Raw genomic sequence first — 20,793 nt, 5'->3', positions numbered from 1 at the left:
CACCAAAATCCCTTGCCAAGGAAGGCCGTCCATTCATGAACCCCTCGAGCTGGACCATCGAAACGCTTTAAACTAAGCCGCCTGCTGGGGTGAGTTGGGTTTAAAATCCGCGCTGAATGGCAGCTCATAATCGGTGATGCGCTCTTAAACAGCAAAAGCAGGTGGATGATTGGCATCATTCCAAACGATCTAGGATTCCTCGGGCGCGCTCCGCCCATCGGCCGGAGAGGTGCCTTCAAGAGCAAACAACAATTTTATTCAATTGTTGAACGTCGGTGTTGCAGATTTTACACGCATATCTAAAAACGAGCGTGTGAATCGCTCATGTGCTTGCTACTTTTTGCTGTACTTTTTTAGAAATCTGCTATTGAGCGGATTAGGCCCATGATCGGCTACGCCACCCTGTGGTGAACCTTCCTGATTTTCGACCGACATGCCGATTGAGCAAGGTACGTGCGCCTTGCGCAAGCGGATGGCTTTGACCTGGTAGTTTGTATGCCCCCCGCAATTAAGTCTTTCTCCTTCAAGAGCTTCACCGCTATCGCGTTCCTTTCCTCGGCGCTGGTTGCATTTTCGGCGGCCGCGCAGGAACAGCCTGCTCCGGCTGCAGCTAATACGTCGTCCAACACCGGTTCTGCTCAGGCCTCCCCTGCCGCGGCAAGTGAGCAGCAGCCCGCGCCGCAGGCACGCGTTCAGAAATTCGATGATTGGTACTATCGCTGCATTGACGGCAAGGCGGCGGATGGCTCTCCAGCGGAGAGCTGCGAAGTCGCGCAGATCGCCACGGTCAAGCAGGGCGATCAGGACGTCAACGTTTTGACGCTGGCGATTGCCAAGGTTGCGGCGCCCGCCACGACGGACAAGAAGGCGGCAAAGCAACCGGCCAGTGAACTGGTGCTGACGACGCTCGTGCCGCTCAATATGTTTCTGCCAGCGGGCATCGGCATCGATGCAAGCGACAAGCCCGTCGTGCAGCTTGCCTACCGCAATTGCAATCAGGCGGGATGCTGGGCGCAACAGAAGCTGGACGCCAAAATGGTGTCGGCTCTTTCCAAGGCCGCCGATGGCACCGGCCATGTCCAGATGATGAATGGTCAGAAGGTCAACATCAAATTCTCGCTGAAGGGATTGTCGGCGGCGCTCGATGCGCTGCAGAAGGCCGCCTCCAACTGATCCGAGCGAGCCTATGACCTCAATCTCGCGCGCGGCGACCGCCATCGGTGGACTTTTGGCAGCGGTCCTCGTGGTGTCGACCGCGGCCGCCCAAACTCCGAATGACGACTTCGCGCGCCGTCAGGCGCAGGAAGCCGAACAGCAGCGGCTGCAGAACTTGGGTCAGATGACCCCAAAGCCTTCTGCGGCCGAAGGTCAGCAGCCGGCGAAAGCCGGTGGCGGCAAGTCTGGCCCGTGCTTTGCCATCACCCATATCGAGGTCGAGGGCGTCAAGCAGTTTTCTCCCGGTGCGATCGACAAGGTCACGGCGCCTTACGCGAACCGCTGCGTCGGCGTCGGCGAGATCAATGGGCTACTCCGCGACCTGACGCATCTCTATCTCGACAAGGGTTTTGTCAGCTCTCGCGTCTATGTGCCGGCGCAGGATATCGCCAAGACCAAGGTGCTGCGCCTCGTTGCCGTCGAGGGCACGCTTGCCGACATCTACATCAACGGCAAGCCGGTTTCGGGCTTCGGTGCGGGAGGCTCCGGCGTGATCGCCACGGCTTTTCCCGGCATGAAGGGTAAGATCACCAATCTGCGCGATATCGAGCAGGGCCTCGACCAGATCAATCGTCTGACCTCCAACAACGCCAAGACGGCGATGCTGCCCGGCAAGACCGACGGCACCTCCATCCTCAACATCGAGAACAAGCCCAGCCATCCCTGGCATCTGTCATTCGGCAACAGCAATCTCGGTGAGGCACAGACCGGCTATTCCAAGAGCTCGGCCTCCATGGGATACGACAATCTTTTCGGCATCAACGATCAGTGGAATTTCGGCTACGAGCATACCGGCCCCGATTACCCCTGGCGCGATGATGGCCATGGCAAGAGCAACAGCTATTCCGGCAATGTCAGCGTGCCCTATGGCTATTGGACCTTCTCGGCGAACGGCTCCTGGTATGAGTACGACAGTTCCGTTCCCGGCAATTTCGGGCCGCTCAATACGTCAGGCGACAGCAAGCAGGTTGGCATCGGCGCCGATCGCGTAATCTTCCGCGACAAGGATTCGATCACGACCTTCAACAGCGGCCTGACCTACAAGGAAACCAACAATTTCCTGCTCGGCAACAGGATCGAGGTCGGCAGCCGCAAATATACCGTCGGCGATCTCGGTATCTCGCATTCGCGCCGCATGCTCGGCGGCCTCTGGGTCTTCGACCTCTCCTACAGCCAGGGGCTCAACCTTTTCGATGCTGTCGCCCCTGGTGATGCCGGAGCAGGGAATGCCGATCCCCGCTTCTCGAAGTTCACCGGCACGATCACCCTGACGCGGCCGTTCGAGGTGGCAGATCAACATCTTGAGATCAATTCCATCGTCACCGGGCAATATTCTCCCGACAATCTGTTCGGGGCGGAGCAGATCTCGGTCGGTGGTTATTCCTCCGTGCGCGGCACGCGTGAGACCATGCTTTACGGCAATAACGGCGTCTTCATCCGCAACGATCTCGTCTGGCGGACACAGCCCTTTGCCGATAATGCCGAGCTGGCAAAGATGCTTGGAGAGTTCAGGCCCTATGTCGGTCTCGACTACGGGCGGATCGCGCGCCAGGCCCGCTACCAGATCGCGGGCGGCGACATGCTCGGCTGGACGGTCGGGGCCAAGCTCGCCGGCGGCAATCTCAATTTCGATATGGGTTACTCGGATGTCTTCGGCGGCACGGTCGACCGCCGCGACTCCGGGCTTCTGTTTGTTAGCACGTCATTGAAATGGTGATCATATTTTGAGGGAAATCATGAAACGGGTTGGAAAAAAATTGAATGGGAAATGCTCCACGACATCGCTCTCCATGACAGCGCTTGTCTGCTGCGCAGTCGTGCTTTCGAGTTGTGGCGGTCGTGAGGCTCATCCGATCGCGTCGACCAGTACCGGTGATGGCGGGTTGGATTGCAGTGGTATCAGCCGCGAATTTGCAGCGAACGAACGCCAGATTCTCTCGACGGTCAAGGAGCGCTCGCAAGCCCAGGGCAAGAACGTGATTCTTGGTGCAACTGGCGTTCTTCTCTTCTGGCCGGCCCTGTTCTTCATGGACCCAAAATCGCCGGAGAAGATAGAGATCGACGCATTGCGTAATCGCAATCAGGTGCTGACGGATCTTGCGCGTTCGAGAGGGTGCGCGGCGCCGAAATCTCAGTTGGGAGAACTTTACAAGAAGCTCGACGGCGGCGTGAAAACCGCGCCGGCTGCAAGAGGCGGCTGAGGAGATGAAGATGGATCTGCGCTTGATTTCTGTAACCGGTGCCTTGGGAGCTCGGCTGATGCGGTATATCTCCGGCGGTATCGCCCTTGTTTTCGCGATGTTGCTCGCATCCTGCGTCACAACGGATCCACGGCTTGTGGCTGCTCTTCAAAAGACCTCCGTGCGCGAAATCCGCATCGAGACAGCGCCCGATGTCAAAATGACAGGCCTCTTCACGGACGGTAAACCCGATCCGCAATTGGCCACGGTCGTACGCGTGTTGAAAGGGACCATGGAGAAGGAACTGATCGGGTTACCCGGTGGTCCAACGCGAGGGCGGTTGGTCGTCAGCCTCCATGTGGTCGATCTGGCCACGAAGGCTGGACGGGTTCTTATTCACAGCGACAGTCGCATTGCTGGGATGGTCAGGCTGGAAGACGCCAAGACAGGGCATCTCATTGCCGAGCAGCCCATTGCGGCGGGTAACAGTGGCATGCGTGGGGAGGGGCTCGGCATATTTGTGGCCATGGCCGTCAACGCAGCTTCGGCCGCAGGCCCCGACGATATTCTGGCGCAGCGGTTGTCGAACGCCTTCACCCAACAGGTAAAGCAGTGGTTGCTGACGACGAAATAGCGGCAAGACCGGCCATGGCGCATGTTCTGCCGCAATGATCATCGTAAGCAACCGATTTTATTTGGAACAGGGTTATCCCGACCAAAGCCGCAATTGACGCCGGTCTCGTGGCGCCGGTGCCTCTTTCCAACAGCCAGTTACAATTATGGCGAGATTGGTTTGCCGCCTGCATAATTATGAGGGCTTGTAATGAGTAGAAAGTTCGCGTCAGTTGAATCGAAACTCGCAACTGGAGATGGGAGAGCCGCAGGCCGCCTCCTAGTGTCGCTTGTGCGCCTCGGGCGGCAGTCCCTCGCCGTTACCCTCAGCGCCCTCTTGTTTTTACAGCCAGCGATCGCGAACGCTCAGTCGGTATCGGCAAGCACCACTGCACCCGTTGCCAACCAGCCCAGCGTCGGGGCTGCCCCGAACGGCGTGCCGCTGATCGATATCGTCACCCCGAACGCGGTAGGTCTTTCACACAACAAATATGACAACTTCAATGTCGGCACACAGGGTCTGATCCTCAATAACTTCAAAGGCGAGCAAGGCATCTCGAACCTCGGCGGGGTGACGCCAGGCAATCCAAACCTCAATGCCTCGAACCCGGCTTCCGTCATTCTCAACGAGGTTACGTCAGGCAACCGCTCAGCTCTGAATGGCCCGACGGAAGTCTTCGGTGGCCGGGCCGACGTCATCATCGCGAACCCGAACGGAATCACCTGCGCGGGCTGCGGCTTCATCAACACGCCGCATGCGACGCTGACGACCGGTGTTCCTAATATCGGCGCCGACGGCAGCCTGACCGGTTTCACCGTCAATGGCGGCGATGTCACCTTCGAAGGGGCAGGCGGCAATTTCGCGGCTGCTCCTGCCGCTGTCGATCTGTTCGACGTCGTCTCCCGCCAGATCCATGTCAACGCGCCAATCTACGGCAAGACCATCCGGCTGACGGGTGGTGCCAGCCAGTATAACTACGCGACCGGAGGGTCCACGGCGCTGACCGCCACATCAGGCACGCCGGAATATGCGATCGATGGCACTGCGCTGGGCGCCATGCAGGCCGACCGTATCAAGGTCGTCGTCACCGAGAAGGGCGCCGGGGTCAAGATGAGCGGCGATATGGCCGCCAATGCCGGCGAACTATCTCTATCAGCCGACGGCAAGATCTCGATCGGCAATGGGTCCGCACGCGATGGCGTGACCATCACCTCGAAACAGAAGGTCACTGCTGCCAAGGTGACCTCGAGGCAGAAGGTTGCGGTCCGGGCTGATCAGGGCATCACCCTGCAATCGGTCGCAGCCGATAGCGACATCGTCCTTGCGAATGGTGCCGGTCTGTTGAGCGTGTCAGGCGATATCAACAGCGGCACAAGCGTGCAGATGAGTTCAGGCGGCGGCATTGCTGCTGGTAGCGTCACCGCTGGCAACGGTGCGGCGACACTTGTCGCCACCTCCGGCGATATAGCGATTGTCGGCGCTGCCAATAGCACAGGCGACCTCAATTTGACCGCTTCGGCCGGTTCGATCTCGGCCGCCTCGCTGCTGAGCAACCAGAGCATCGCATTGAACGCCGGCTTCGATATTGGTGTTTCCGGCAATGTGCTGGCGCAAGGCAATGTCAGCGCCACCGGCCGCTCGGTTTCCACCGGCATGGTGGTCTCGGGCATCAATATTGCTGCCACCAGTGCCGATCCGAATGGCAATGTCGTCCTTGGTAGTGTCGGCTCCCTGAGCCTGACGGCAACCGGCGGCACGATAGCCACTGGGAATCTGCAGTCGGCTGGAAGCCTCAACACCAGTGCGACCGGCAATATCACGGCGGGGAATATTCAATCAGCCGGCAATCTTACCACGACCGCGACCTTGCTCACGGCCGCTAACGTTACCTCGAATGGTGGGCTGACCGTCAACGCTGCGATGAACGCGAGCGGTCAGATTCTCGGAGCGGGCGATATCCTGATCTCGGGGGCTGGCATTCAGGCGACCGCCATCGCGTCCGGCGTCGACTTTGCCTCGACCGACGCCGCTGGTGGCAAAATCGTCCTAGGTTCGGCCGGCGCAATCGATCTGACAGCTGCCGCCGGAATCATCACGGTCGGCACGTTGCTATCGGCCGGCAACCTGACCGCCCAAGCTTCCTTGCTGCAGTCTAACAATCTCACCAGTCACGGCAACGTCAGTATTAACGGCGGCATGCGAGTCACCAACCAATTGCTCGGAGCCAGCGATATCACCATCAATGGCAACGCCAATGGTGTCAGCGCTGGTCTGCTCGCGTCTGGAGTCAATTTTGCCGCGACCAAGGCCGCCGGCGGCAATATCGTGCTGGCGGGTAACGGCGATCTGACGATCAACGACAGCGCCGGCGCCATCCAGGCAGGACCCGTGCTTTCAGCCGGTGTAATCAACATCACCGGTCAGACCATCACTGCCGATGCGATCACCGGCAGCAAGACCGTCACGCTGTCCGGCGCCGCCAGTGCGACCGCCGGAAGCGGCAGCGTGAAGATCAGAGGTCAGGTCCTCGGCGGCGGCAATGTCGGCATCACCGGCTCCAGCATTGCAGCCGACGCCATTGTCTCAGGCGTCGATATCAGCGCCACCAATGCGGCAGGCGGGCGCATCACCCTTGGCCCGACGGTCACGGGAACTGGCAATCTGACATTGACGAGCGCAGGCGCGATCAGCGCCGGAACGCTATTGTCTGCGGGTGATCTCGTTGCAAACGGCGCATCGATAACGTCAGGCAATATCTCCGCGCACCACGACATGACGCTTACCGGCGTGATCAGCGTCAGTGGCCAGATCCTGGGCGCCGGCAACGTGCTTATCTCAGGCCAGAGCCTATCGGCGCAGACGCTTGTCGCCGGCATTGACTTCAATGCCACCAATGCCGCCGGCGGCAATATCGTCCTTGGTCAGACCGGGAATTTGATGGTGAACGTCAATGGCGCCATTGCGGCGCCGACCATACAGGCTGCGGGTGCCATCGACGTCAGCGGTGCATCCGTCACCGCAGCTTCGATCACCGGTCATAAGGATATCAGCCTTTCCGGTACGGCAATCGGAGGCGTGAATGTTGCCAACCAGGTACTTGGCGGCGGCAACATCGGCATCTCCGGCTCGAGCATTAAGGTCGGCACCGCGGTTTCGGGTATCGACTTCGCCGCAACGGCCGCCGCCAATGGGAATATCGTCCAGACGACAAGCGGCAATCTGACGCTCGCCTCTGCTGGCACCATTGAAACTGGCACACTGCTCTCGGCAGGCAGCCTTAATGCGGCCGGGTCTGCCATCACCGCCGGCACCGTCACGGCGCATGGCGATGTGACACTTAGGGGTGCCACTAGCGTTACCGGCCAGATCCTGGGCGCCGGAAACGTGCTGATCACGGGTCCAAGCCTGTCGGCCCAAACGGTCGTTGCGGGTATCGATTTCGGCGCAACCAACGCCGCCGGCGGCAATATTGTTGTTGGACAGTTCGGGGATCTGACGGCTCAGTTGAGTGGCGCGTTCTCGGCATCGACGATGCAAGCCGCCGGTGCCGTCACCGTGAATGCCGCGACTGTGACGGCCGATACCATCACCGGTCATCATGACATTACCCTTTCCGGGGCAACAACCGTCAATCAGCAGATTCTGGGCGGCGGCAACGTGGGCATCTCCGGCTCGAGCATCAAAGCCGGCGCCATTGTGTCAGGCGTCGATTTCGCTGCGACGGCAGCCGCCAACGGGAGCATCGTCCAGACGACAAGCGGCAACCTGACGCTCGCTTCTACCGGTGCGATCAATACCGGTACATTGCTCTCAGCCGGTAATTTTTCCGCCAGCGGTGCGACCGTGACCGCGGATGCTGTCACAGCGCATGGCGATATCACGCTTGATGGCGTCACCAGCATTGCTGGGCAGGTTCTCGGCGCCGGTAACATCCTGATCACCGGGCAGAGCCTGTCGGCACAGGCAGTTGTCGCCGGTATTGACTTCGACGCGACCAACGCCTCTGGTGGTAATATCATCCTCGGCAGCGCTGGGGATCTTACCGCCCGGCTCAATGGCGGGCTCTCTGCATCGACTATGCAGGCCGCCGACGCCGTCAACGTCGATGCTGCTGCCGTGAGTGCCGGTGCGGTCACTGGTCACAACGACATTGTCCTATCCGGCGCAATTAATGTCAGCGGTCAGATTCTTGGCGGCCGCGATATAACAATTTCAGGCGCGAGCATCGCGGCCGGGGCAATCGTTTCCGGTGTCGACTTTACGGACACCGCTGCCGCCAACGGCAACATCGTCCAGACGACAGCCGGTGACGTTTCGCTGACGTCGACGGGCGACGCCACCATCGGTACGGTATTGGCAGCGGGCGATCTGACCGCAAAGGCGGTTAACTTGACGGCCAGCGGCATCACCAGCCACGGCGATGTCGATCTCAAGGCCAGTGGCACGACGACCGGAACCGGTCGTATCTCTGTTAGCGGCCAGCTGCTGTCGGCCGGCAATCTCTCGATCGATGGCGCTGGCCTCAACGCTGGACTTCTGGTCTCCGGCGTGGATTTTGCGGCGACCGCGGCCAACGGCGGAAACATCGTGCTTGGAGGGGCCGGTAAGACGGACCTCACCGTCTCCGGCAATGCCACGGCAGGAACCGTCCTGTCGTCGGATGATATCACGGTAAGGACGGCCAATCTCCAGGCGGGCAGTGTTACAAGCCACGGCAATGTCGGCATCACCGGCAATGTCGATGTCAGCAGCCAGATTCTGGGCGCAGGCGACCTCACCATCAATGGTGGCAGCATCAGCGCGCCAACCCTGATCTCGGGCATCGACTTTGCCGCCACCAATGCCGCCGGCGGCAGCATTGTACTGGCGTCGTCGGGAGCCATGAATCTGACAGCCTCCGGCAACATCACGGCCGGAACGATCCTTTCTGCGGGAGATCTCGCGGCAACAGCCACAAATCTAACGGCTGCCAGCATCACCAGTCATGGCAAAGTCGATATTTTTGGCAATCTCGCAGCCACCAATCAGGTGATTTCCTCGGGCAATCTCACAATAACCGGCGGCAGCATCAGTGCGCCTGTCTTGATTTCGGGTGTCGATTTCGCTGCCACCAATGCTCGTGGCGGCGGTATAGTTCTCGGAATTGCCGGCGATATGAATTTGACCGCCTCTGCGGGCATCATCGCCCAGACCATGCTGTCTGCCGGCGCTATCAATGCCAGTGGGTCTGCGATTGCAGCCAATGCTGTGACCGGGCATGACGATGTCACCCTTACCGCCAGCAACAGCGTCAATGTCTCGGGCCAGCTCCTCGGTGCCGGCGACGTCTTGCTCACAGGTTCGACAGTCCAACTCGGTCAGGCAGTCACCGGCGTTGATTTCGCCACCACCGCGCGATCGTCAAACGGCGCCATCGCTCTAGGATCAAGCGGCAATCTGACCATTAACGCCGAAAGTGCGTCGGCCAGCATGCTGATCGTCGCAGGCAACCTCAATGTGGCCGCGAGTGCTTTTACGGGCGGCAACATCACGAGCCACGGTGCGGTCACGATCGGCTCTTCTACCAGTCCCGGCACAGTGAGGATCAACGGCCAACTCCTGGGCGCCAGCAACGTCTCGATGACCGGATCCGCCGTCAGCGGCAACGTCATCGCGGCCGGTGTCGATTTCGCCGCAACCGGCCAATCGGGCGCCGGGAATGTCATCCTTGGTTCGGCTGGCAATCTAACGCTCGCGGCCACGGCAGGCGACATATCTTTCAACAGCCTGGTTGCTGCCGGGACGATTACGGCCAACGCCGCGAACAATATCAGCGCCAATGCCGTCGCCCATGGTGATCTGTCGCTCACAGCGGGTAACGCGATTACGCTCACTGGCCAATCGCTTGCAAGCCGTAACGCCAATCTATCCGCCCGATCGATGACGATCGATACACTGGTCTCCGGCGTCGACTTCGCGGCCACCCATGCTGCGGCTGGCGGTAGCCTGATGCTGCAGCGTACGGGCGCGATGACGCTGTCGGCCTCGAGCGGTAGTATCAGCGCCAATTCGTTGCTTTCGGGCGGCAATCTTGCCGCTACGGCGACGCAGAACATAGGTTACAACAGCCTGCAGAGCCTGGGGAATGCTGCGCTCACAGGCCCTGGCGCCATTGCCTATACCAGCACCACCCGCGTCGGAGGCAATCTGACGCTCAATACAGGCGCCCTGGATCTCTCGGGCAGCAGGGGAAGCCGGATCGCCGCGGGCGGCACGTTGATCGTCAACGCCTCATCCGCCAATCTGTCGGGAAGCAATCTCGTCTTCGGTGGCCTGAGCCTCAATCTTTCCGGCGGCGCTGATCTTTCCAATGCGCAAGTCAGCACCGTTACCAATGCTGGCGGTTCCGGTGACATCACCATCTCGGCCGCTGGCCTTGCCACCACCGCGGGTACTTCGCTGCTCGCCGCCCATGATCTGACGCTGAACCTGCCGTCGCTTGGTAATACCGGCCAATTGGCGGCCGGCAACAATCTGACCTTCAACGTCGCTGGCGACTTCTACAACAGCCCGTCTGGTCTCGTCTTTGCCGGCAACAATGCCAACCTCTTCGTCGGCAGCACGCTCACCAATGACCAGGGCGCTATCCTCGCAGATGGCGGGATGACCATCCAGGGACAGACCGCTGGCCAGCGCAATGCCGCAGTCGCCAATGTGTCCGGCCTTATTCAGGCCAATGGTGACATGTCGATACTGACCAACAATCTCACTAACAGGCGATCGACGACGCCGACTTGGGTGACGGGTCAGTTGGTCTCTTCCGGTGCCGTTGTCGGGACCTTTGCGCTCAATCCAGCAGTCGCAGGTCAACCCTTCGCCTATCTGGAATCGACCGATCAGAATATGTTCCAGCTTTATGCAGGGGTCGATCCGGGGCAGTTTTCCGATTACCAGCCGCTGCTGTATTCGGTCGCAACCCTTGCTGACGGCACCTCCTATCACGCCTGGACCTGGGTCAGCGGCAGTGGGCCGACCGAAGTTCGGCCGATCTTCGACTGGATCAAGGCTCGCGTCCCTAAGGATGCCAACGGCAATCCGATCCTCGATCCCAACAATCCCTCGCGTTATTTCATCGTCGATGAAGTCGTGCGCAACGGTTCGGATACGAGCACGACCTACACTTGGGATCCGACGGCCAATATCAGCCAGTCGGTTTATGAAGACCGCTTCACCAGTGCGCTCAGTCCTGAGGCCGTGATCCGCGCCGGCGGCAGTCTCACAGTCGATGCGACCAACCTCACAAACTCCTACAGCCGGATCGAAGCCGGCGGCAATGCGTCGCTCACCGGTTCGACGCTCACCAATGAAGGTGTCGTTCTCAATCGCACCACGACGCTGACCTGTAGCGCTCAGAGCGCCTGCTCGGCCTACAACACCGATGGCACTGCCGATCCTTCCCGCAATATCGCCAACGGCACGTCGATCGTGTCGGGATCGCAGGTTGTCGGCGGCGCGGCTGGCACGCTCAAGGCGGCCCGCGCCCTGAGTCTCAATTTCGGCACGGTCATCAATACGTCGCTCGGTTCGACGGGCGGCGGCGCGGCCGTTAGCGCACCTTCGACACCGAACGATCCTCTGTCGGCCCTGAACGGCATGACGGCCGGCGGCGCCCTGTTCAATGTCAATGCCGCGCTTGGCGGTTTCACCTCAAATGGCAGCGCCAATGTCGGTAGTGGTCCATCATTGACAGGTACCGGTACAACGATCGGCGGCGGCCCGACCGTCAACGGCAGCGGCCTGACGGCAGCCGTCGGCGCTTCGGTGAGCGGCAACGGTGTGACGGTCGTGAGCGGCCCTTCGATCAGCTCGGGTACCCTGATAGCTGGTAGTGCTGCGATCAATCCTAACAGCCTGATGGGCAAGCTCACCGCAGCGATCGGCAATAGCGGCAACCTGGCCCAGGTCCTGGAGGTCAACGGCGCGAAACTCGCCTCGCTTGCCAAGCCGCAATCGGGTGGCGTCGGCGGCACGGTGCCGGGCCAAGTCTTCCTGTTCGAGACACGGGCGGCCTTCCTCGACGTATCGAAGTTCTACGGCTCGAGTTATTTCATCGACCGTGTTGGCTATACGCCTGAAACCAAGGTTCCCTTCCTCGGCGACGCCTATTTCGACAATCAGCTCGTAGACGAACAGATGCGGCAACTGGTCGGCGATGGCCTTGGCGCGGGATCCTTCATCCCCGGCAATAACGCCACCGACCAGATGAAGACGCTGCTCGACAACGGCGTCGCATACGCCGAGGCGAACGGGCTTGCCCTCGGCCAGGCACTGACGCCGGAGCAGGCGGCATCGCTGACCCAGTCGATGGTGATCTACCAGACCCAGATCGTCGACGGCGCGCAGGTGCTGGTGCCGGTCGTCTATCTCTCGGCCGCCGATAAGGCGAAGGTCAACGCAGGCGGCGCCGTCATCGCCGGCAACAGCATCAGCATCGATGCCGGCTCCGTCAACAACTCCGGTGCGATCGCCGCAGCGGATGGCATGACCATCAATGCGACCGAGATCAAAGCCAATGGCGGCACTTTCCTGGCCGGCGGCAACATGAATCTCAATGCCACCAATGGCATTACGCTTGCCGCCCAGACGATGACGATCGGCGGCCAGAATGTCGTCAACACCAATGCCGGCGTGTCGGCCGGCGGTGGCCTGCAGATCGCGGCGGGTGGCACGCTGAGTTTGCAGGGCACCAAGATCACGGCAGGTGGCAATGCCCAGCTTTCCGGCACCAATGTCAATCTCGCCGCCGTCAAGGTTGACGCGAGAACCGCTGGCGGTTCCGCTGACAATGGCGGTCAGCAGAATGCGACGGGCGCCCGTGTCAACGCCGGTGGTAGTCTCACCATTGCGGCCAACAACGACATCAATGTCATCGGCTCCTCTGCCAAGGCCGGTGGCGATCTCAGGGTCAAGGCCACCGATGGCGCGGTTAACATCGTGTCCACCGATGTCGCCCGTCGCACCAGTGACGGCTACACAAAGACGACCAGTACCGATCAGCAAGCCTCGCAGCTTTCGGCCGGCGGCAACCTTCAGGTCAATGCCAATACTGGTGTCTTGATTTCCGGTTCCGACCTGACAGCCAAGGGCGATGTTGGTCTGACCTCCAACGGTGACATCAACATCACCACCTCGCAAAACCAGTCGAATTCGACTTTCGGCAAAAACTCCTCGTCCGAACTCACGCATAACGGCTCGACCATTAAGGCCGGCGGTGATCTCGTCGCCAAGTCGAACAGCGACATCAACGTCATCGGTTCGACGATGGCGGCCGACGGCATGTTTGGCATCCAGGCCGACAAAAACGTAACGATCGCCGAGGCGACCGATAGCGCTACCCTCGATGTCAAGAGCTCGAGCAAGAAGAGCGGCTTCTTCGGTTCGACGAAGGAGAATGCCTCCGGTCATCTGGAGACCACGACAGCGGCTGGCTCGTCACTGTCAGGCAAGGACGGTGTGACGATCATTTCCGGGGGCGACACCACGGTCTCCGCCTCCAAGGTGACGGCAGGTGATGATACTCATACCGCCGATCTCAACGTCAAGACTGGCGGCAACCTGATTGTCTCCGCCGGCAAGGATACGGAAACGGAGCATGATAGCGCCAAGCGCAAAGGGTTCCTGCGTAGCGGCAGCTCCAGCTATGACGGCTATAACGAGACGACCGTCGGCTCACAGCTCTCGGCCTCCGGTGATGTCAATCTCGATGCCGGCAAGGCCGCCGTGATCGTCGGCTCGAAGGTCGATGCCGACGGCTCGCTGAATGTCTCCGGAGAGAGCGTCAGCATCATCGGCGCCCAGGAAAACCACCAGTCCGACAGCAAGCGCAAGGATTCCGGCCTCTTCGTCGGCTCCGGCGGCGGCTTCATCTCGCTCTACGGCAAGAATGAAAAGCAGGGCCAGCAAAGCTCCACGGACAATGTCGGCTCGACATTGTCCACCGGTAAGGATGTCAATCTGACGGCGAGGGTAACCGATCTCAACATCATGGGATCGTCGGTCAGTGCCGGCCAGGACATCAAACTCTCGGCCGCTCGCGATGTCAACGTCACGCCCGGCGCCGAAAGCTCCTCACAATCCGAGCAGCAGAAGAAGTCCGGCTTCGGTCTTGCCTTTTCCGCCGGTAATGGCGGCTTCTCGATCGGCATCGGCGCGCAGTCGACGAAGGACAGCAAGGCGCAGCAATCCGACACCAATGCGGTTTCCAAGCTTTCGGCCGGACATGACCTCAACATCTCGGCGGGCAATAACGTCAACCTGCAGGCGACCAGCGCCTCGGCCGAGCGCGACGTCACTCTCTTCGCCGGCAAGGACATCAATCTGCTCTCGGCCAATGATGTCTCCAACTACCAGGAGGTGCACGAAAAGACCTTCGCCGGTGTAACCCTCTCGGTGACGAGCCAGGTCGGCAAGGCGGCTGAGAGTATCATGAGCTCGGCCGAACGCCTGTCGGACAGCGGCGGCGTCAATGCCGTCACCAACACGGCGATTGCTGGCCTCGGTTTCTATCAGGCCTATAAGGACCTGAAGAATGTCTATCAGGGCTTGACCAGCACGGATCCGAAGCTTGCAACCGGTCTTTCCTTCAGCATCGGCCTCAATGCTGGCGTGAGCCATCAGGAAAGCAGCTGGTCCTCGTCATTCTCGACCCCGGTTGTGACGGATATTCGTGCCGGCCGCTCGATCACTATGACAGCCGAGAAGGGCTCCATCACCAGCGATGGCGCGCAGATCCTCGCCGGCTACGACAAGAACGGTATCCCGACGATATCGGGCGATCCGCTGACCGGCGATATCTTCCTGTCGGCGGCAAATGGCGACATTAATCTCAATGCCGCCACGGGCACGACGGATTCGACCAGCTCGAACAACTCCTGGAGTGTCGGCGTCGGCGTCAACTTCGGCTGCAGTACAAAAAATGGCTGCGAGGAGACCGGCGTCGGGGTCAACGCTTCCTATGGCAAGGGCGGTTCGGAAACCTCCGGCACCAGCCACATCAACACGCATGTTAACGGCACCGGCGATGTCACCATCGTCGCCAACGATCTCGCACTGAAGGGGGCGACGGTTACCGGCAATTCGGTCGGCATCGATGCCCGCTCGCTGACGATCGAAAGCCAGCTTGATACGCAGAAGGCCAAGGCCGATCAGTTCAATGTCTCCGGCCAGATCGGCTTTGGCAACACCGGCGTCTCCGGCACGGTGCAGAAGGCCAAGGGCGATGCGGTGCTCGTCTCCGAACAATCGGGCATTCATGCAGGCACCGGCGGTCTCAACATCGATGTCAGCGGCCAGACGTCGCTTGTTGGCGGGCTGATTACCAGCCAGGCGACGGCGGACAAGAACTCCTTCTCCACCGGCACGCTGACGGTTGCCGATATCGACACGCATTCGACCTGGAAGGCCGAAACCTATGGCGGCGGGATCGGCACCAGCGGGCTCACCATCGCTCCGCCCGTCAAGGCCGGCGAGAAGGAGACCGGCAAGGCCTATTCGGCCATCGGCGGCAATATCGGCATCGCGATCACCGATCCGGCGCATCAGGTGCAGGACATCTCCACGATCCGCCGCGATACCGAGAACACCAATAGCTCGCTGCCCGGTCTGCCGGACCTGCAGAACATCCTGCGCCAGCAGTATAAGACGCAGGCCGATCTGCAGGCGGCGCAAGCGACAATGGCGGGGCTGGTGGGCGATATCGCCAGTGAGTTCTACCGGCAGGCCGCGGAAGGCCGCGACCAGGCTGGAATGGACTATTGGAAGGAGGGTGGAGCCGGCCGCGTGCTGCTGCACACGATCGGCGCCGGCATTCTCGGCGGCGTCAATGGCTGGGAGGGTGCGCTCAAGGGGGCTGCCGGTGCTGCAACTTCAGCGCTGCTGACACCAGCCATTGCCGATCTGGTCAAGGGCATGCTGAAGGACAGCACCTTGTCCGATCAGGACAAGCAGGCGCTTGCAGCAGCTATCGGTTCTAGCCTTAGTGGTCTCGCGGGAGCAATCGGTGGTGGTGAAGGTGCCTCGTATGGCGTCGCGCAGTATCAGTATAATTATCTCGACCATGCCGACAACGATGCGTTGAATGCGGCAAAGGCAGCGTGCAAAGGCGGGGATGATGAAGCCTGCAAGGAGAAGGCACGGCTGGAGGCCAAGGATAAGCAGCAGCAGGACGCGATGATTGCGTGCAAACCAAGTGGTTATCAGGCTGAAGGATGCGGTGCAGTTTTCGCTAGCGTGGTAGCTGCGTTGTCGAGTTACAGTGGTACGGCATCATCTTGGTTTATATCCGCAGATGAATACCGCTCAGAACTCGATGAGCTCAACAGGAGCGGCGGGTTCGAGCAAATATTGAAGATCATGGCTCCAGAAGGATTTGATAAACTCTCCCCACAAGAAAGGAGCGACGCCGTCAAGCTTATTACGGTGCTTACCGGGGATCCATTTGGCGTGACCGCCATCCCATCGCTTATTGCAAAGGCCAGCAACGGCGATCCGCTTGCACTTGTTCAAGTGTTGACGTTTTTGTCAAAGTTTAAGACGAACAATGTGCTCAAAAACCTAGGTAACGAGGAACGAACAGGATCTGGTGAGGGAATTTTCCCCGGAATTGCACGTGGAGAGTATGTGCCCGAAAATCCTGCCGTTGGCCAAAATCAGTTGTCTTCGTGCGTTTCTGCCTGCGTTAGAATGGGTAGTAACATCGAATTGCCGGAAGCATACATTCGACAAGCTCTTGGGGATTCTGGCGACGGTGCCTTCCTATCTAGTGTACCTCAAGCGCTCGAACAGCTTGGGTTCCGAGGAAATGCGACTTTTGCCAGCGAGACGACGGCCAACGCTATCTCAGATGCCTTGGCCAAAGGTAATGGAGTAATAGTTACCGTAAAGGTGCCTGGAAGCGTTCAACCACACGCAATAATTGTTGATTCCATTTCGAACAATACCGCCTATATACGTGATCCTTGGCCTCTCGGCGCAGGTTCTAGTTACTCTGTACCCAAAAGCGCGCTGGAGAAAGAAATGACCGGTAGAGCAGTTTTTATACAATCGGCCGACTAACTTGGATTAAGCAAAATCTAACAAAGGCGTAGTCATGATGCTGAAATTGAAACAAATATGTGATATATATCTCGCGTCTTCCGTCGGCGGAGATCATGGCTGTCTTCAAGGATTGAATTTGTTTACGATTGCTGGGTTTATCGACCGGCAGAAGGTTTATCGTGAATATCTGCGGGTAGATCTGCAACGATTGCACGCTGTTTCGACCGTCACGTGTTTACGTCAAAGTAATATCGTTTCCTTCAGCGTTCCTATTGAGTACCGAGATAGCGAGAACATTCCACAGGAGAAGGCAAGAGCGATTGCTGCTGACTTCTTGAAGGATAGCGATGAACAGCTCACTCATAGTGCGGCCACGGAGTTGTGTCCTCCTGTTTTCTGGGCATTTCGGATCAGCAAGAGAGCTGTTGATCCAGATGTCGAGGAACGAGTCGGATCGAAGCATATCTATATTGATAGAATTGATGGCAGAATTTGGAGCTATCAGGAGGTTTTGGAATACAATTATGACTATAACAATCTGCTATGAATGTTATTTTTTCCACGGGTTAAATATTGAGTCAGTTGAATGTCTCCGACCTGACCTGGGCCCTTAACTGCGATATCCAGGCGCCATCATGATCATTCGGTGCCATTCGAATAGCCGCGCCTCGGCTATAGGATCAAGCGGGCGGCGGTAGAGGCCTGCCATCATTTCGGCGATGCCAGCTTCGGCCGGCCGACTGTGGAGAGGCGCCGCTGCAAGCCATTTTTCTAGGTCTGCGTGCCGCCTCTTCGGTCTGTAGTCTGCCGCGACAATAAAGCTCCTCAAGAGGCTTGAGATTATTATATTATATAATATATTATAATGTATATTGTTATGGACTACGGAGCCAGTCATGTCTGTCATCAAGGTTTCTGAGAGGTTATCGGTCTCGCCGCAGCCGACTGTCGATGATATCAGATCACTGCGTGGCCGGGGATTCAAGACGCTGATCAACAACCGCCCGGACGGCGAGGACGCCGCCCAGCCCGGCACGGACGTCGAAAGCCAGGAGGCCGAGCAATGCGGCCTGTCCTACCTGTACATCCCGATCACCCTCGCTACGATCACCGAAGCCGACGTGCGTGCATTCCAGAAGGCGCTCGACGCCTCCGAAGGCCCGGTCTTGGCGCACTGCAAGTCGGGCACGAGGTCACTCAGCCTCTATCTGATCGGCGAGGTCCTCGACGGGCGAATGGCCGCGGAAGACGTCGCCGAGTTTGGACGCGCCAGCGGCTTCGACACCAGTGCCGCTGCCGCCTGGCTCAAGCAGAACGCCGCGCGTCGGCCGCAGGTGAAGGGTTTCTTCGACAAGCGCACCTGGAGCGTGCAGTATGTCGTGTCCGATCCCGAGACGTCCAAGTGCGCCATCATCGATCCAGTGCTCGATTTCGATGAGAAGTCCGGAGCCACCGCAACCATCAATGCTGATGCGATCCTCGACTATGTGCACGACAGCGGTCTAACCGTCGAGTGGATCCTCGACACTCATCCGCATGCCGACCATTTCTCCGCAGCCCATTATCTTAAGGAGAAGACCGGCGCCCGGACGGCGATCGGTGAACGCGTCGTCGATGTTCAGAAGTTGTGGAAGGGCATCTACAATTGGCCGGACCTGGCCACCGACGGTTCGCAATGGGACCGGCTGTTCGCCAACGCAGAGATCTTCAAGATAGGCTCCATCGATGGGAAGGTTCTGTTCTCGCCAGGCCATACACTTGCCTCAATCACCTATGTGATCGGCGATGCGGCGTTTGTTCACGACACGCTGTTCATGCCCGACAGCGGCACGGCGCGCGCGGACTTCCCTGGAGGCGACGCCCTCGTCCTTTGGAAATCAATTCAGGGCATTCTCGCCCTTCCGGAAGAAACACGCATCTTTACCGGACACGACTACCAGCCATACGGTCGTGCCCCGCGCTGGGAAAGCACGGTGGCCGAGCAGAAGAAGACCAACCAGCATTTTGCCGGTATGACGGAAGAGCAGTTCGTGGCGCTCCGGACCAAGCGGGACAGGACGCTGCCCATGCCGAAGCTCATCCTGCATGCCTTGCAGGTTAACATCCGCGGCGGGCGCCTTCCAAAGCCGGAGGCCAATGGCAAGCGCTACCTCAAATTTCCCCTCGATGCGTTGCAGGGAGCCGCATGGGAATGAGGACCGAATCGAAGGCGGTGATGAAAGCGGGGCTCTCCCCCGCGGGGATGGCCGGCCGGGCCGGAGAGGTCGCCGATCTCCTAAAGACCTTGTCGCACCAGGCGCGTCTGATGATTGTCTGCTCGCTCGTTGAGGGAGAGTTCTCCGTCAGCGAGCTCGAAGAAAAACTCGACATCCATCAGCCGCATCTTTCCCAGCATCTGACCGTACTGCGCAGCTCGGGAACTGTCGAAACACGGCGGGAGGGAAAGCAGATATTCTACCGCCTAACCGAGGAGAAGGCCGCGCAACTGGTCTGCGCCCTCCATGACATCTTCTGCGTGAAAGAAGACACATGAGCGCCTATTCTCAATCTCTGGCTGGAGGCATGCTGATCGGCGCTTCAGCCGCCATGCTCCTTCTTCTAAACGGCCGGGTCGCGGGGATCAGCGGCATAATCGGACGTCTGGCCCAAGGCGTCGGGCTGGCTACAAATCTCGCCTTCGTGCTCGGGCTGCTGCTTGGCCCGTTGGGCTACCTACTGGCATTCGGCGGGTGGCCAACCGTCGAGATTACCGCGAACTGGCCGCTGACTATCGTCGCCGGCCTCCTCGTCGGCTTCGGCTCGCGCATGGGATCCGGATGCACCAGTGGCCATGGTGTAGTCGGGCTTGCGCGCTTGTCGCCGCGATCGATGATGGCCGTCGCCACCTTCCTGTCAACCGGCGTGATCGCGGTCACGGTTCTTCGAGGGCTCGGACTATGAACAGAAACATCTACCAGTTCCTCGCCGCGCTCTTGTCCGGCATAGCCTTCGGCTTCGGCCTGTCGCTTTCCGGCATGCTGAACCCCATACGCGTCCAGGGTTTTCTCGACGTCTTCGGTAACTGGGATCCAAGTCTTGCCTTCGTCCTCGGCGGCGCAGTCATCGTCGCCTTCATCGGCGTGCAGGTCATGAAGCGGCTAAGACATCCCGCGTTCGACGACAGCTTCCATGTACCTGGGAACCGGAAGATTGACTCGCCGCTCGTCGTCGGTTCCGCCTTGTTCGGCCTCGGCTGGGGGATTGGCGGCTTCTGTCCCGGCCCTGCCGTCGCCTCCCTGTCGATTGGTATCCCGCAGACGGTGCTATTCGTGGTTGCCATGCTGATCGGCATGACATTCCACGACCGGGTTTGGAGCAGTAGGGCATGAGCTTCTCCATTTTGCCGGCCGTTGGCTCCGGTGGAATCGTTGGCTTCATGTTTGGCCTGCTCGGTGGCGGAGGCTCGATCCTGGCGACGCCGCTCCTGCTCTATGTCGTCGGCATCGCGCAACCTCATATCGCTATTGGTACCGGCGTGCTTCGGCGGCGTTTAGCGGCCCCTGCCAAGGGTCGTTCAAAAATATTGCCTTTGAACATGGCCATGGCCGCTTACTTTTCCAATTACCTATCGTGTGAAGTCCGGCCTCAATAACGAATGTTTGGAGTAGCAATTGCTCAACCGCGAGCGGCTGGGTGCCGTAACATAGTCGCGGAATGCGCGCCGAAGATGCA

General features: G+C 59.5%; 11 protein-coding genes. All 11 read left to right on the top strand.

Going from position 1 to position 20,793, the window contains the following annotated elements:
• Positions 1 to 495 precede the first annotated feature (495 nt).
• The 11 genes from GDN47_RS28695 to GDN47_RS32780 all read left to right on the top strand — a co-directional run bounded on the left by GDN47_RS28695 (position 496) and on the right by GDN47_RS32780 (position 20,713).
• Positions 496 to 1,173, top strand: a complete 678-nt coding sequence (locus GDN47_RS28695) for an invasion associated locus B family protein (protein WP_113367146.1) — start codon at positions 496 to 498, stop codon at positions 1,171 to 1,173.
• A 13-nt stretch (positions 1,174 to 1,186) separates the two neighbouring features.
• Positions 1,187 to 2,932: a ShlB/FhaC/HecB family hemolysin secretion/activation protein gene (locus GDN47_RS28690; protein ID WP_113367145.1), complete on the top strand. Its 1,746-nt coding sequence runs from the start codon at positions 1,187 to 1,189 to the stop codon at positions 2,930 to 2,932.
• 73 nt (positions 2,933 to 3,005) lie between these two features.
• A complete protein-coding gene (locus GDN47_RS28685; protein ID WP_113367144.1) occupies positions 3,006 to 3,416 on the top strand; it encodes a hypothetical protein in 411 nt (136 codons plus the stop codon).
• Between the two features lie 10 nt (positions 3,417 to 3,426).
• Positions 3,427 to 4,029, top strand: coding sequence for a hypothetical protein (locus GDN47_RS28680; protein WP_113367143.1), 603 nt, complete (start codon positions 3,427 to 3,429; stop codon positions 4,027 to 4,029).
• 189 nt (positions 4,030 to 4,218) lie between these two features.
• Positions 4,219 to 17,100, top strand: coding sequence for a hemagglutinin repeat-containing protein (locus GDN47_RS32480; protein ID WP_152094749.1), 12,882 nt, complete (start codon positions 4,219 to 4,221; stop codon positions 17,098 to 17,100).
• A gap of 34 nt (positions 17,101 to 17,134) precedes the next feature.
• Positions 17,135 to 17,629: a hypothetical protein gene (locus GDN47_RS28670; RefSeq protein ID WP_113367141.1), complete on the top strand. Its 495-nt coding sequence runs from the start codon at positions 17,135 to 17,137 to the stop codon at positions 17,627 to 17,629.
• Between the two features lie 349 nt (positions 17,630 to 17,978).
• Positions 17,979 to 19,277 (top strand): bifunctional sulfur transferase/dioxygenase Blh, encoded by a 1,299-nt coding sequence (blh, locus tag GDN47_RS28660; RefSeq protein ID WP_113367140.1) that lies wholly within the window; start codon positions 17,979 to 17,981, stop codon positions 19,275 to 19,277.
• On the top strand, positions 19,268 to 19,615 hold the full coding sequence (gene bigR / locus GDN47_RS28655; protein WP_113367139.1) for a sulfite-sensing transcriptional repressor BigR: 348 nt from the start codon (positions 19,268 to 19,270) through the stop codon (positions 19,613 to 19,615). Before blh ends, bigR begins: the two co-directional genes overlap by 10 nt.
• Positions 19,612 to 20,022, top strand: coding sequence for a YeeE/YedE family protein (locus GDN47_RS28650; RefSeq protein WP_113367138.1), 411 nt, complete (start codon positions 19,612 to 19,614; stop codon positions 20,020 to 20,022). The genes bigR and GDN47_RS28650 overlap by 4 nt, the downstream gene beginning before the upstream one ends.
• The gene (locus GDN47_RS28645) at positions 20,019 to 20,450 is read left to right on the top strand and encodes a YeeE/YedE family protein (protein ID WP_113367137.1); all 432 of its coding nucleotides are present in this window, start codon (positions 20,019 to 20,021) and stop codon (positions 20,448 to 20,450) included. Before GDN47_RS28650 ends, GDN47_RS28645 begins: the two co-directional genes overlap by 4 nt.
• Positions 20,447 to 20,713, top strand: coding sequence for a hypothetical protein (locus GDN47_RS32780; protein ID WP_113367136.1), 267 nt, complete (start codon positions 20,447 to 20,449; stop codon positions 20,711 to 20,713). The genes GDN47_RS28645 and GDN47_RS32780 overlap by 4 nt, the downstream gene beginning before the upstream one ends.
• The last annotated feature ends 80 nt before the right edge of the window (positions 20,714 to 20,793 follow it).

It is taken from the genome of Martinezella dioscoreae (assembly GCF_009176305.1).
GTDB classification, from domain to species: domain Bacteria; phylum Pseudomonadota; class Alphaproteobacteria; order Rhizobiales; family Rhizobiaceae; genus Rhizobium; species Rhizobium dioscoreae.
Note: the sequence above shows the minus strand (reverse complement) of the source record. Positions and strands in the feature narration are given on the sequence as shown.

Coding starts and splice junctions, on each gene's coding strand:
- GDN47_RS28695 (WP_113367146.1), top strand. CDS start 496: ATGCCCCCCGCAATTAAGTCTTTCTCCTTCAAGAGCTTCACCGCTATC.
- GDN47_RS28690 (WP_113367145.1), top strand. CDS start 1,187: ATGACCTCAATCTCGCGCGCGGCGACCGCCATCGGTGGACTTTTGGCA.
- GDN47_RS28685 (WP_113367144.1), top strand. CDS start 3,006: ATGACAGCGCTTGTCTGCTGCGCAGTCGTGCTTTCGAGTTGTGGCGGT.
- GDN47_RS28680 (WP_113367143.1), top strand. CDS start 3,427: ATGGATCTGCGCTTGATTTCTGTAACCGGTGCCTTGGGAGCTCGGCTG.
- GDN47_RS32480 (WP_152094749.1), top strand. CDS start 4,219: ATGAGTAGAAAGTTCGCGTCAGTTGAATCGAAACTCGCAACTGGAGAT.
- GDN47_RS28670 (WP_113367141.1), top strand. CDS start 17,135: ATGATGCTGAAATTGAAACAAATATGTGATATATATCTCGCGTCTTCC.
- blh (WP_113367140.1), top strand. CDS start 17,979: ATGTCTGTCATCAAGGTTTCTGAGAGGTTATCGGTCTCGCCGCAGCCG.
- bigR (WP_113367139.1), top strand. CDS start 19,268: ATGGGAATGAGGACCGAATCGAAGGCGGTGATGAAAGCGGGGCTCTCC.
- GDN47_RS28650 (WP_113367138.1), top strand. CDS start 19,612: ATGAGCGCCTATTCTCAATCTCTGGCTGGAGGCATGCTGATCGGCGCT.
- GDN47_RS28645 (WP_113367137.1), top strand. CDS start 20,019: ATGAACAGAAACATCTACCAGTTCCTCGCCGCGCTCTTGTCCGGCATA.
- GDN47_RS32780 (WP_113367136.1), top strand. CDS start 20,447: ATGAGCTTCTCCATTTTGCCGGCCGTTGGCTCCGGTGGAATCGTTGGC.